Origin of the sequence: Fictibacillus solisalsi, assembly GCF_900103485.1 — a bacterium.
Classification (GTDB): Bacteria; Bacillota; Bacilli; order Bacillales; family Fictibacillaceae; genus Fictibacillus_C; species Fictibacillus_C solisalsi.
This window is the reverse complement of record NZ_FNHW01000003.1, coordinates 39,689-52,548: the sequence shown is the minus strand read 5'-3', so window position 1 is coordinate 52,548 and position 12,860 is coordinate 39,689. Positions and strand designations below refer to the sequence as shown.

At 45.4% G+C, this 12,860-nt stretch carries 18 protein-coding genes and 1 riboswitch; of the genes, 1 reads left to right on the top strand and 17 read right to left on the bottom strand.

Going from position 1 to position 12,860, the window contains the following annotated elements:
- Window positions 1-36 precede the first annotated feature (36 nt).
- Window positions 37-411 carry a hypothetical protein gene (locus tag BLT53_RS19775; RefSeq protein WP_090237663.1) on the bottom strand — a complete coding sequence of 125 codons (375 nt, stop codon included), beginning with the start codon at window positions 409-411 and terminating at the stop codon, window positions 37-39.
- 97 nt (window positions 412-508) lie between these two features.
- Entirely contained in the window at window positions 509-1,333 is an 825-nt protein-coding gene (locus BLT53_RS19770; RefSeq protein WP_090237662.1) for an MBL fold metallo-hydrolase, read from the bottom strand.
- 145 nt (window positions 1,334-1,478) lie between these two features.
- Between BLT53_RS19770 and BLT53_RS19765 the strand changes: the two genes are divergently transcribed.
- The gene (locus BLT53_RS19765) at window positions 1,479-1,634 is read left to right on the top strand and encodes a YjcZ family sporulation protein (RefSeq protein WP_090237660.1); all 156 of its coding nucleotides are present in this window, start codon (window positions 1,479-1,481) and stop codon (window positions 1,632-1,634) included.
- A gap of 111 nt (window positions 1,635-1,745) precedes the next feature.
- Here BLT53_RS19765 and BLT53_RS19760 read toward each other — a convergent pair whose 3' ends face one another.
- The 15 genes from BLT53_RS19760 to BLT53_RS19690 all read right to left on the bottom strand — a co-directional run bounded on the left by BLT53_RS19760 (window position 1,746) and on the right by BLT53_RS19690 (window position 12,801).
- On the bottom strand, window positions 1,746-2,315 hold the full coding sequence (locus BLT53_RS19760; protein ID WP_090237659.1) for a manganese catalase family protein: 570 nt from the start codon (window positions 2,313-2,315) through the stop codon (window positions 1,746-1,748).
- Window positions 2,316-2,336: 21 nt separating this feature from the next.
- Complete coding sequence (locus BLT53_RS19755; protein WP_090237657.1) at window positions 2,337-2,591, bottom strand: spore coat protein CotJB; 255 nt, start codon at window positions 2,589-2,591, stop codon at window positions 2,337-2,339.
- Between the two features lie 6 nt (window positions 2,592-2,597).
- On the bottom strand, window positions 2,598-2,822 hold the full coding sequence (locus tag BLT53_RS24795) for a spore coat associated protein CotJA (protein WP_139168441.1): 225 nt from the start codon (window positions 2,820-2,822) through the stop codon (window positions 2,598-2,600).
- Between the two features lie 155 nt (window positions 2,823-2,977).
- Window positions 2,978-3,664, bottom strand: coding sequence for a zinc metallopeptidase (locus BLT53_RS19745; protein ID WP_090237656.1), 687 nt, complete (start codon window positions 3,662-3,664; stop codon window positions 2,978-2,980).
- 111 nt (window positions 3,665-3,775) lie between these two features.
- Entirely contained in the window at window positions 3,776-3,997 is a 222-nt protein-coding gene (locus BLT53_RS19740) for a hypothetical protein (RefSeq protein WP_090237654.1), read from the bottom strand.
- A gap of 197 nt (window positions 3,998-4,194) precedes the next feature.
- The gene (modB, locus tag BLT53_RS19735) at window positions 4,195-4,851 is read right to left on the bottom strand and encodes a molybdate ABC transporter permease subunit (protein ID WP_090237653.1); all 657 of its coding nucleotides are present in this window, start codon (window positions 4,849-4,851) and stop codon (window positions 4,195-4,197) included.
- A 129-nt stretch (window positions 4,852-4,980) separates the two neighbouring features.
- The gene (locus BLT53_RS19730; protein ID WP_090237651.1) at window positions 4,981-5,787 is read right to left on the bottom strand and encodes a DUF2971 domain-containing protein; all 807 of its coding nucleotides are present in this window, start codon (window positions 5,785-5,787) and stop codon (window positions 4,981-4,983) included.
- 85 nt (window positions 5,788-5,872) lie between these two features.
- A complete protein-coding gene (gene bluB / locus BLT53_RS19725) occupies window positions 5,873-6,514 on the bottom strand; it encodes a 5,6-dimethylbenzimidazole synthase (protein WP_090237650.1) in 642 nt (213 codons plus the stop codon).
- Complete coding sequence (gene cobT, locus BLT53_RS19720; protein ID WP_090237648.1) at window positions 6,501-7,580, bottom strand: nicotinate-nucleotide--dimethylbenzimidazole phosphoribosyltransferase; 1,080 nt, start codon at window positions 7,578-7,580, stop codon at window positions 6,501-6,503. The genes bluB and cobT overlap by 14 nt, the downstream gene beginning before the upstream one ends.
- A 98-nt stretch (window positions 7,581-7,678) precedes the next feature.
- Window positions 7,679-7,821: riboswitch (cobalamin riboswitch) on the bottom strand.
- Between the two features lie 79 nt (window positions 7,822-7,900).
- A complete protein-coding gene (locus tag BLT53_RS19715; RefSeq protein ID WP_090237647.1) occupies window positions 7,901-9,301 on the bottom strand; it encodes a nucleoside recognition domain-containing protein in 1,401 nt (466 codons plus the stop codon).
- Window positions 9,298-9,993, bottom strand: a complete 696-nt coding sequence (locus BLT53_RS19710) for a FeoB small GTPase domain-containing protein (RefSeq protein ID WP_090237645.1) — start codon at window positions 9,991-9,993, stop codon at window positions 9,298-9,300. Before BLT53_RS19710 ends, BLT53_RS19715 begins: the two co-directional genes overlap by 4 nt.
- The gene (locus BLT53_RS19705; protein ID WP_090238070.1) at window positions 9,986-10,237 is read right to left on the bottom strand and encodes a FeoA family protein; all 252 of its coding nucleotides are present in this window, start codon (window positions 10,235-10,237) and stop codon (window positions 9,986-9,988) included. The genes BLT53_RS19710 and BLT53_RS19705 overlap by 8 nt, the downstream gene beginning before the upstream one ends.
- A gap of 135 nt (window positions 10,238-10,372) precedes the next feature.
- Window positions 10,373-10,939 carry a 5' nucleotidase, NT5C type gene (locus BLT53_RS19700; RefSeq protein ID WP_244520520.1) on the bottom strand — a complete coding sequence of 189 codons (567 nt, stop codon included), beginning with the start codon at window positions 10,937-10,939 and terminating at the stop codon, window positions 10,373-10,375.
- A gap of 16 nt (window positions 10,940-10,955) precedes the next feature.
- The gene (gene ribD, locus BLT53_RS19695; RefSeq protein ID WP_090237641.1) at window positions 10,956-12,050 is read right to left on the bottom strand and encodes a bifunctional diaminohydroxyphosphoribosylaminopyrimidine deaminase/5-amino-6-(5-phosphoribosylamino)uracil reductase RibD; all 1,095 of its coding nucleotides are present in this window, start codon (window positions 12,048-12,050) and stop codon (window positions 10,956-10,958) included.
- Entirely contained in the window at window positions 12,043-12,801 is a 759-nt protein-coding gene (locus BLT53_RS19690; RefSeq protein WP_090237639.1) for a GTP cyclohydrolase II, read from the bottom strand. The genes ribD and BLT53_RS19690 overlap by 8 nt, the downstream gene beginning before the upstream one ends.
- Window positions 12,802-12,860: the final 59 nt, after the last annotated feature.

Here is a 12,860-nt window from a genome sequence, read left to right as displayed (position 1 = left end):
CTGTGGCTCTCTTTTATCCGACAATCTATCTACTGATTACCACCAAAAACGTCTAAACCCTCTGAATCCCCAGAATGGAAAACCGAACAGACCGAAACCTGGCAAAAACGGGCCTGCGAAAAACGGAAAGCCAAATCCAAAACCAAATCCCGGAAAGAAACGTTCAGCCGCTTCATCCCTGTTTTGCATCGGCATGACAAGATAGATGTTATCATTATCATGGCTGTGGATTCTTCCTTGATATATCTTTCCATCTGACATTTCAATTTCACAGTTGGCCCCTGCGTACTGCTTGCACATCTTCATCCAATTTTCTTTGTGGCCATGATGATGATGATGGTGATGATGCATAGCTTTGTTGTCTATCGGCATGTTATAGCCTGGCTGAATATTGCTGTTGTATTCGTACAAAGTAGATCCTCCTTGTGTGGTATATAGCCAGATTATTCATGAAAGACAAGGGTGGTTACCAAAATGGTTGATTGACCCATCCGTAAGGTTTCTGCTCTCAATCATCCCGGTCAACGTATTTTCCATGCTCGGGAACAGCTATATCATGGAACCGGTCAATCAGCTTCACAAGGCTCGTACCGAGAAGCTGGCCCGACATCGGAAGTCCATGGCCGGTTACTGCAAGCTGGGGATTCAAATCATTCAGTTTCTTGACCGATTCATATGCCGCTTCCCAGTCTGTTGTTAAATATTTGGGTGGCCCGCTAATCTCCTGCTTTTGAGTCATCACCTTGTACAGAGATTCCTGCTGAACGGTAACAAACGCATCCCCGGCAATCAGCGAGGCATCATTTTCCCTAAAGAAGGATACATGCCCGGGTGTATGGCCAGGCGTATGGATCCATCGCCATCCGTTCATAAAGGGAACCGTTCCCTCTTCAGGCAAAGGGGATACCTGATTTTCCAAATGCAGTGCTTCAGTCGGAAACATGGGAGACATGCCTGAAACAAGGCCTCCTCCTACAGACGAGTCAGGCTCTGGATAATCTGTTTCCCCCGTTAAATAAGGCAATTCAAGGATGTGGGCACAGACTGGCACCTTCCATCTTTCCAGTAGTTCCTTTAACGACCCGGTATGATCAAAATGACCATGCGTAAGAATGATGGCTCTGGGCCGTGTTCCCTCTCCAAACCGTTTCTCGGCTTCATCTATAATTTTATCCGCTGAGTTTGGCATAACGGCATCAATCAACACCCATTCATCATGGGTTCCTGCAAATATTACGTTAACAATCTGTACGGGAAAATAGTACAGATCAGGCATGACCTCCTGGCCAATACCGCTTGCGATTGATGTTACCGGAATAAAAGGTTCTTTCATGCTCTGGCCTCCTTGTGGTCTTTACGATAAAAACCCATTCCTCCAACACTCAGAACCATCACCACCATGGCATCGGCACATTTCATGTCTTGCCTAAACCAATAAAGCCAAGCCATCATATTCTAAGTTTGAGGAGGTGTAAACTATGGGATTTTTTGGTGGCGGCGGAATTTTCGCCTTGCTCGTCGTGTTGTTTATTCTTTTGGTTATCGTCGGTTGCGCTTGTTGGGGCGGCTTCGGATTCGGTGGTTATGGGGCTGGATTTGGCGCAGGCGGTATCGGTTACGGCGGGATCTATTAATCCAAGTTTTACCGTTAATGAGCAAAAGCACGGGGAACCTTGTCCTGTGCAGGAAAACTGCAGGTTTAAAAAAGATGTTTCTCTCGTAAGAGAAACATCTTTTTCGTTTGGTTAAAATACCTTCTTTCGGTCCCGCTCTTCTTTTAAGATCTCCACCGCTTCGCGGAATCGCAGGGAATGCACAATTTCCCTTTCCCTCAAGAAGCGAAGGGAGTCGTTTAAATCCACATCATCAGACATATCAATGATCCACTGATAGGTGGCTCTTGCTTTTTCTTCAGCAGCAATATCTTCATAAAGGTCCGCAATGGGATCTCCTTTTGCCTGGATATACGTTGCGGTGAACGGCACTTCAGCAGCATTGGAGTAGAACAGGGCTTCTCCGTGATTCACATAATGATCAGCTAATCCTGCCTGCTTCAGCTGTTCAGGCGTTGCATCTTTTGTCAGTTTATAAACCATTGCCGCAATCATTTCGAGGTGGGCAAATTCTTCGGTGCCGATATCATTCAGCAGGCCAACCACTTTATCGGGGATGGTGTACCTCTGGTTCAAATAACGAAGCGCTGCTGCCAGCTCCCCGTCTGCTCCTCCGTATTGTTCCACCAAAAATTTGGCAAGCTGAGGATTGCAGGTGCTGACTTTTACCGGATACTGCAGTTTCTTTTCATAAACCCACATTACGGATCTCCCCCTTCATTTTTAAACCTGCCATGGCCAAGGCCCTTTGCTCCATGTCCAATGGTCATCAATTCCATCCGGCCGGATGGACCCGAATTTTTGCTCAAAAGGCTTCAACAGCCTCTGCTTCTCTTCTGAAAGCTCTGTCAGCTGTTTAAACGCCTCCTGGTCCTCAGGGTGGGTGTCCAAATATAAATTGAGCTCGGTGATTGCAAAATCAACGGCCTGTATCTCTTCAAGCATCGAATAATATTCCTTAGGTAATGTCTTTGGCATCACTCTTCACCCCTTCAGTTTTTGATTTTTTTCATACGGATCATACAACGCGGGCCATAAGGTGCCTTTTTGTAAAGCTTCTTTTGGTGTGAACTGCGGGAGTTTTTCCGGCTGGAATCCCATGTAAAGATGGGGAGGAGTTGAATAGTGCTTTTCGCCGGGATCCGGACAAGGGTCATTAAGACTGTGATAAGGGTGATAGGATTTGGTGTATACCTGGTTTTTAGCCAATAATAAAACCTCCTATAGAAATAGTTGGTTACTGCTTTACCTTTTGATACGCACGTGGTTCAGTTATGTATCCCACACTCGGAAATCCTTTAAACTACTTATCTTTAATTAATATAAAAAAGCCCCCTGAATAGGGAGCAACTTCAAAGCCATTCTTATTCTTCGCGCTGGCCCTGAAAAAAGATCATCACGAATTTCAGCAGTTCCAATAACGAAATGAGGGCGGCAGCCACGTAGGTCAGGGCAGCAGCATTCAACACCTTATTTACACCGCGTTCCTCATCATTGCGGATAAATCCTTCAGTCAGCAGATAGCGTTTTGCACGCGAGCTCGCATTAAACTCCACCGGAAGGGTCACGAGCTGAAAAAGAACCGCAAACGAAAACAATACAATACCCACTCCAATTAGTTGGAATTGCTGAAGCAAGAGTCCACCCATCAATAAAAACGGTGCAACACCTGAAGTGAGGTTAACAAGCGGAAACATACGATGGCGGAAAACAAGGGCTCCATAAGATTGCTTATGCTGAACCGCATGCCCCACTTCATGGGCAGCCACTGAAACGGAGGCAATCGAGGCACCGTAATAAACCGGTTCGGATAAACGTACCACTTTTGAAACAGGATCATAATGATCGCTCAGCGTCCCTGGCACAGGCTCTACCGGTATATGTGACAGCCCATTTTGATCAAGTATGGACCGTGCCACCTCTGCCCCGGTTCTTCCGGAATAGGCACTGACCTCCGACCACTTTTTGAAATTTCCTTTTACCTTAAATTGAGCCCATAATGAAATGGCAAACGCGATAATGATCAGAAAATCCATTGGATGAAAAAACATTTTTATTCCTCCCCCATATTGATAAAAAACTTATTCCTTCGTCACCAAAACCAAAGAACTGTTGTTTGCCGTTAAATTCCCGAGTCTGCATTTCACGAAAAACCAGCGCACCTAAAGCATAAAAAACCAGCAATAATTGATGCACACCGTCAGGAAATGAAACCGGGCTCTGCCTTTTCCTGCCTGAATGACGGCCTGTACCTTATATGAAACATAGAAACAGGAAATCGGTATATCATCAGGCAAATGGGCGGTAAACGAAGGGATATGTGTTGTAATGGAATACGTTTTCGGGTGTGAAGCTGACCTCATGATATCCAGGATTAGCTCCAAAGCAATAGTGCTTCCTTGGGCCGAACAACAAAAAAACGAACATGTCTAAAGTTGGACCAGTGTCATTTTTAGTTTTGAAACGATCCTTTTGATCATAATCTGCCTTTCTGATGCGCATTTACCGTTATATACGAAAAAAGAAATGGAAGGTTTCAACTTTTGCACAAAAAAAAGAACGGCCGGAGCCCCTCTTTCCATTAACGTTTAATTCGGTATGCTGCTGTAAGCATCGCAAATGAAATGACAATACTGGCAAGAACCAAAATCCAGGCTTCCCTCATGTCACCTGAATCGATGGCAAGATAAATTGCAGTCGGAATGGTCTGCGTGCGCCCGGGAATATTTCCGGCAAACATTAAGGTTGCCCCAAATTCTCCAAGTGCTCTCGCAAAGCTTAATATGGCTCCTGAAACAATGGACGTGCAGGAAAGAGGAATCGTAATGTAGAAAAAAACGTTCCATTTCCCTGCTCCATCAACCCGCGCGGCATTCTCAATATCATGATCAACAGCTTCAAATCCGGTCTTTGCTGATTGATACATGAGCGGAAAGGCAACAACACTTGAAGCCAGCACTGCGGCCCACCAGGTAAAAATAACAGGCTGCTGAAACAATAATTCTATGAATTGGCCAACCGGACTTCGCTTCCCAAAAATGATAATGAGAAGAAACCCGATGACGGTTGGAGGAAGAACGAGAGGAAGCATTAATAGGGTTTCAATGATGTGTTTCCCTTTAAACGACTTGCCTGCCATTGACTTCCCCAGCAGTACGCCAGACAGTATAACAATGATCCATGCGGAAGCCGCAACGGTAATGGACAAATAGATCGGCGGCCAGATATTTGCTAGCATAGTTTCTCCTTAGATTTAAGCATCAAACAACTTATGTACTAGATTTCAAAGAATATAATCAACCTCCATTATAACGAAAAAGCCCACAGGCAACAAAAAGACAGCATCGGCTTTACCAATGCTGTCTTTTTAATAGAAGGGACTTTCATACAAGGAAGACTTGATCACCGGCTTAAACGGCAGCCTGTATTTTTCAAGCACCGACTGGACCACTTCCTTCAGCCATTCCGGACTGGTGGGAGATACATACACTTCGTCAATTAACGTGTGTAAATTGCAATCCACATAGGCCCCGTCCTTATGATTGAATCTCCGATGATTAGGATCATCGAAGGCAAGCAGCCGGATTTCATTTTCATGGCTGAAAGACCTCCGTTTATAGAATAAGGTTTCATAAGGATTGAGACTGGCCATTTCCGAATTAAAATTAATGTATTGGACCTGCCCGACATATGTCCGAAAACGTTTGTCATTGATGCTGGTAAACAGCTTATCCAGCGTGGAACAGATGGCAATTCCTTCATCCGATTTCAAATACAGGTTCCACATCCCCGCTGATTCCTCTTCGTTCAGATGCCAGCAATTGACCCCGACATAATCATGCATCTGCTTAATATATTCATGGAGCTGTCTTCTTTTCTCGGCTTTGGAGAGCTTTTCATCCACCGGCACCGTAAGGTATGACAGCGGATCATTGAGGATATTATTTACGTCCAGGGCAGAATAACTGCCTTCATGATTGTCCACAAAAAGGGACGGTTTCGGAAAAAACAACGATTTTTGGTAAAGCATGCCGACAAACTTAGCAAAGTCCATATACTTCCATATCTTTGAGCTGCCTGACCATCTTTGGCTGTTCTTAATGTTATAGGTCGTATTTTGATCAAACTGAGACTGGAATTTAACCAAAGCTTTTTCCGCCCAGTATTCACTCATACGGCAGTCCTTCCTTCATATGTTTTCTGCACATGGTCTATGGTTATGCTTGGTAGTTGCCTTTTATAACAGCCGTATTTCCGGTTTATCCTTCCCAGCGGTCGGTATAAATCAAGGAATCCAGTTCTTTTCTGCTTTCCCAGTTCTCCGCTTCGAGAATGGGTTTCTTCGGATAATCGTTCGTATACCCCAGGGAGAGGAGCGCCACCGGCTCGATGTGAGGCGGGATATGTAAAATATCACGGATATCGGCTTTCTTGTAAAAGCTGACCCATCCCATGGCCAATCCTTCGGCACAGGATGCCAGCCACATATTCTGGATGGCACAGGCCGTGGACATTCTATCAGTTTCAGGAATTGAATTTCTTCCCAGAACATGTGATCCGCCACGCGTCGGATCACAGGTTACACAAATTGTTAAAGGTGCTTCTTTTATTCCCTCTATTTTCAAATTCATAAACGCGGATGACCGCGAATCGTCTTCATAATGGATGGCTAAAGCTCTTCTTTCCTTGTCCGCCGCCCACGCCAAACGATCCTTTACTTCTTCCGAGGTGACCAGAATAAAATTCCATGGCTGCATGAAACCAACAGACGGAGCTTGATGGGCTGCCTTTAATATGGAATAAACGGCTTCATCCTGAACAGGATCCGGCAAAAAACTCCGGACATCCCTTCGGGCAGCAATGACTTTGTAGACAGCTTCTTTTTCATCATTTGTAAACAAGGCGTGTTTCTCCTTCCTGTTTCTTAGCGGATATTTGGGCGGCCTCAAATGTAGCCATTTCGTTAATCATGAGCGATGCCGACTGAAGAACGGGGAAGGCAATCGCCGCACCGCTCCCTTCTCCCAACCGCATGCCCAAATCGAGAATGGGTTCCTTACCAAGCAGCTTTATCACTTTCATATGGCCGGGCTCAGCCGAACGATGGCCCAAGATCATGTAATCAGCAGAAGCGCTGCAGATCATCTTTGCGATTAAGGCAGCTGTACTTGCGATAAAGCCATCCACCAAAATCGGAATGCTTCTTGAGGATGCTGCCAGCATGGCTCCAGCCATTCCTGCAATCTCCAGCCCTCCCACTTTGGATAAAACATCAACCGGATCGTCTCCGTTCGGTTTTCTCAGCGCCAGCGCCTTTTCAATGACATCTTTTTTGATCTGCAGCTTTTCTTTTTCAATGCCAGTGCCAGTCCCAACCAGTGTATCAACTTCTTCACCGCTCACAGCCGCGACTACCGCACTGCTCGCCGTCGTATTACCAATCCCCATTTCACCAGGAATAAGACACTTGATTCCATTATTAATCATTTCGTTTGCCGTCTGATACCCCGCATCAATGGCCTGCTCGGCTTCCTCCCGGATCATGGCATCTCCCAGAAGGAAATTAGCCGTTCCATAACGGACTTTTCGGGAAATCAAGGTTTGGCTGTTAATTTCAGCGGCTATCCCAATGTCCACGATGTTCAACTTGGCACCGATTTGTTTGCTGAACACGTTGATTGCAGCTCCGCCATTCAAAAAGTTACGTACCATCTGGCCCGTTACTTCCTGTGGATAGGCTGATACTCCTTCTGAAACGATGCCATGGTCAGCAGCAAAAATCAAAACCCCCGGCGGAAATACTGTCGGAAAGCGTTCCTTCGTCATGGAGGCAAGACTCACCGCCAAATCTTCCAGTCTTCCGAGACTGCCAACCGGCTTTGTTAATGAATGAATGTAAGTCTGCGCGTCCCTTCCCACCTTTTTATCAATTGCCGGAATACTGGCATTTTTCCAATGGTTTTTCATCCTTTTTTCTCCCTTCCATTTCAACAAAAAAAACCTTGTCTGCAGGCGCCAAGGTTTTGATCTAATGTACACTATCCCTTTCTTCCCACCGAAGACACAGAAATCAAAATTTATAAGCAGGTCTCCTGGCTTACCGGTTTAACCGGGTTCACAGTAGCGGGGGCTGCTCCAGATTTTCACTGGATTCCCTATTATCTCTCCACCTTTTTTGGTCTTGAGCACTTATAAATTTTTATGTAATTGTTTGTTTATCATAACAATTCTTTAAAGAATTTGGTATAAAAAAAACCAGAACCGGTCATACGGTCCTGGTTTTTAAATCATCCCAGCAATTTCACACTTTGTGCAATCACAAATGTTACGAAGATGGCGATCATGGTTGGAATGAGGAAAGCAAGAAAGGCCCATTTTATGCTTTTTGTTTCTTTATAAATGTTGACCAAAGTCGTTCCGCATGGAAAATGAAGCAATGAAAACAGCATCATATTCAGTGCTGTTAGCCACGTCCACCCCTGGTCCACGAAAATTTGTTTCAAATCTCCTAGGTTGTCAACCTCTGTCAGGGCCCCTGTAGAAAGATAACCCATAATCAAAATGGGCAGGACAATTTCATTTGCAGGCAGTCCGATCAGGAATGCCATCAGAATATAGCCGTCGAGCCCCAGCATCTGTCCAAACGGGTCCAGGAAATTGACGATATGCATAAGAACGCTTGTATCGCCGACCGAAACATTAGCCAGGACCCATGTCAGTATGCCGGCTGGTGCAGCGACTTTAACAGCTCTGAGAAGCACCGCCCATGAACGTTCAAGCGATGAACGGATGACCGTTTCCCAAAACTTGGGCCTCCTGTATGCAGGAAGTTCAAGTGTATAGTGCGTAGGTACTCCTTTGAGCACCGTCTTGGATAATACCCATGAGACCAAAAAGGTTACAAGAATTCCGAACAAGACAATGCCAACAACTACCGATGTTGTAACAAGGGACTTCGCTCCTCCTGTGTATCCTGCCGCCATAAAGAGGGACGCCAGCACAATCAGCGTTCCCCAACGCCCGTTGCACGGAACAAAATTGTTGGTAAGGATGGCGAGCATCCGCTCTCTCGGTGATTCAATAATTCGCGAAGACATCATTGCTGCAGCATTACAGCCGAATCCCATCGCCATCGTCAGGGACTGCTTCCCGTGTGCGCCCACTTTTTTGAAAATGCGGTCCATATTGAACGCTACTCTCGGTAAATATCCATAGTTTTCAAGCAAGGCGAACGTTGGAAAAAAAATTGCCATCGGCGGCAGCATCACACTTACGACCCAGGTGGTGCCGCGATAAAGACCCAAAACAAGAACACCATACAGCCAATCCGGAGCACTTATCCACTGGAAAAAGGCTGTAATATAGTTTTCCAGCCATCCGAAAAATCGGGCAATCATATCAGATGGAACATTGGCTCCGGCGATCGTAAGGTAAAAAACAATGCCAAGCATAACCATCATGATTGGAAAGCCCCAAATGGGAGAGGTGAATACAGCATCCAATTTCTCCGTTCGCCGATCACGTTTGGTGTTTGAATGATGAACACCCGCCTCGCAGAGCCGCTTGCTTTCCTGATAAAGGCTGCCCACGATTTTATCGCGAAGATCTGATGACGAAAGCTGCTGTGCCTTTTCATAGAGAGCATTCAAATCTCCTCTAGAACCTGAATTTGCCAGTTCTGTATTCATGCCGACCCCTCCTTTACCTTCAGCCTTGATTTCAATTCATCCAGCAGAGACTCATCCCCATCCAACAAGCGCAAAGCCACCCAGCGGGAAGAGATGCGATCTTCCACCATTTCAGCCACAAATGGCTCCAATGAAGCGATTTTTATTTCAATGTCTTTGTCGTATGTTATCCGCGCGGGTTCGCATACAAGTTTGCCCTCTGCAAGGCGTTCGATGGTGTCGAGCAAAAGGGGAAATCCTGTTTTGTTCCGGGCAGAAATTTTTATGACAGGAACGCCAAGCCGGCGGGTAAGTAAGCGCTCATTGATGGAGATGCCTCTCTTTTCTGCTTCATCTATCAAATTAATGCAAATGATCACATTTCGAGTCATTTCCAATATTTGCAGAGCAAGGTTCAGATTCCGTTCAAGCGAGGTGGCATCCACCACGACAAGTGTCACATCTGGTTTTTCAAATACAATATAATTTCTTGCCACTTCCTCATCCCGGGAGTTCGAGAAGATGGAATACGTTCCCGGTAAGTCAATCAGCTGGTAGTTTATCCCCTTATGGGTTAATGTTCCTTCAGCAAGCGTAACCGTTTTTCCGGCCCAATTCCCCGTATGCTGCTTTAATCCGGTCAATGCATTGAATAATGTACTTTTTCCCGTGTTGGGGTTTCCCGCCAGTGCGACCCGGTACGTTTCAGTCATGATTCATCAGCTCCCCTTGAATCTTCGAACTTTCTTCCCTTCTCAGGGCAATGGTTGTTTGGCTGACACGAAAAGCAATGGGATCGCCCAGCGGACTCTTTCGTACAACCTCCACTACTGCTCCTGGTACAAATCCAAGATCCAGCAGCCGTCTTCTCATCACACCTTCGATATCCATGGAGGTGATCTGTATGAAGTCGCCATTCTTCCCTTCAAAAAGGGTGATACAGTTAGTCTTATCCACTTCTTTTTCCCCCACTCTTATTTGTTTCCTTCGTGCAACATTTTCTTATATGATATGTATATCCAATGGTTTTGTCAATGTTTCTTGAAAAATAAAAAAAGCCCCTGAAATACAGAGGCTTTGCAGTAATTTTTGTTATTCTGAAGATAGAAACGTCTTCATCTCTTTCCAATGTGAGAGACGTTCCCCTTGTAAATGCCGGTTGTACGACTGGTCCCTGACCACAACTCTTAAGTAGTCTGATGAGAGGGTAGCGAGCACCCCTGGTTTATCATCAAAATAAAAATCAAGGCCAAGCTCTTCAATGATTTTTACTTTTTCATGATCCTTCATGCCGCAATAAAATTTATCGTCATCAACAGGAAATCCCCGCTCCTTCATCCAATTCATCGTCCGTTCAGCATGTTCTCCCGGACGAGCGGTTATGTAATATATTTCATGACCTTGTTCTTTCAGCTCCTGTAAGGTTTCAACCGCTTCAGGGTATGCTGGACAATCAGAAAAATAGATTTCTTCACGCAAAGTGTTCCACATCTGTTTTCCCTCTGCATTCGTCAGGCCGAACGGTTCATGGATTTCTACCGTTTTCAATGCTTCGAAAATATCCATCGCGAGATTTTTGTTTAGCTTTTTATTATAGATCGTAAAGGCATAGCCTCTCAAATTAATCAACGTATCATCAATATCAAAACCGAATTTCATCATTGTTCTCCTTCTGTTACTTATATACAGGGTATCCTGTAAACTTAAAATCCTCCCCGACTTGTTCCACTGTCATCTCACGAAGATCCACTGCTCCACTCATCCGGTCAGCACCCTCACCTTCAAGAAACGTTGGTGACAGGCTTCCGCCCAGAAGTTTGGGAGCCATATAGACCACGAATTTGTCGATAAGCTTCTGTTCAAGGAAAGAAGCATTTACGGCTCCGCCTCCTTCAATCATCACAGACGAGATTTGCTGTTCTCCAAGAAAATGTAAGACCTCTGCGGGATTCACCCGACCATCCCGGCTTTTAGTCGAAAATATGGAGACGCCATGACTTTCCAGCTCTTGGCGCTTCTCCCCTCCAGCCCGTTCTGTCGTAAAGATCCAGGTTTCTGCTTTTTTGTCCTGCACAACTTTGGATGAGACAGGGATTCGCAGGGTGGAATCAAGTATAACCCTGACAGGGTTGCGGCCGTTTGGTATACGCGCGGTCAGCTCTGGATCATCCTTAATCACGGTGTTAACACCTACAAGGATGGCCATGTTTTCATTTCGGATCTGGTGAACATCCTTTCTGGCTGCCTCTCCGGTAATCCATTTGCTGTCATGCGTTGCCGTGGCGATTTTCCCATCAAGCGTTGCGGCGGATTTCATCGTGACAAAAGGGAGCTTTCGCACAATAAATTTATTGAATACTTCATTCATTTGTTGCGATTCCTTCTCCATGATTCCGGTGATGACTTCGATACCAGCTTCCTTTAGAATCGCGACTCCCCTTCCAGATACGAGGGGATTGGGATCCAGACTTGCAATCACAGCCTTGCTTAATCCAGCTTTCACAATGGCTTGGGCACAGGGTCCCGTTCTTCCATAATGGGAACAAGGTTCTAGGGTCACATAAATCGTTCCCCCTTTTGCTTTTTCTCCCGCCATTCTAATCGCATGGATTTCAGCATGAGGCTCCCCAGGCTTTAAATGGGAGCCGATTCCCACAATTCGGTTCTCGTTGACAATAACAGAACCGACCATGGGGTTTGGATCGGTCTGGCCTTTCATGGCTCGGGCGTTTTCAAGCGCCAATTTCATATAGAAGGTATGATCAGTCATTTGGGCAGCTTTCCTCCTCTTTTAAGTGGCCTGAACGGGAAACTTTCGTCTTCAAGTAGTTGGCATTATACTCTGACTCATCTCCCCACAACGGTGTCCGTCCAGAAAGCAGCATGCCGGATTTTTTTAATGCATCCAGCTTTTTTGGATTGTTCGTAATCAAGGTCACTGGTTTAGTCCGAAGTGTTTTTAATACCGAGATGGCATCCTCATAATTCCGTGAATCATCCACAAACCCAAGGTTCAGATTTGCTTCTACTGTATCATAACCACTTTCCTGAAGCACATATGCCATGGCTTTTGAAAATAGGCCGATTCCGCGTCCTTCATGATTGGCCAGGTAAAAAAGTGCGCCTGTTCCATGGTTTTTGATCATCTGCATCGATTTTTTCAGCTGAAAACCGCAGTCGCAGCGCTTGCTTCCGAAGATGTCCCCCGTATGGCAAATGGAATGCATGCGAATGAGCGCATCTTCGTTGTTTTTGAAGTCGCCATAGACGAGCACGCTTGACTGTTGATATTCAGCAAGGTTTGCGGAAGATAGTTTTCGAATAATTTCATCGATATTCTCTGTGACCTGCTCCCGTTCGAGCCAGCAATACCACTGAAAAACTACGGTCTCTCCATATAGATTAACCGGAAGGCGAATTGGACCAACAAGGTAAATGCCTCCGTTTTCGGATGTTTTAATCAATTGAATTTTATTTTTTAACAATAAAATAACATCGGATTTAAGAATTGATTGTTCCATCTTGATGAATCCCCTTTTGTTTATTGTTACGCGTTTAACACTAGTCTGCGTGCTTATTT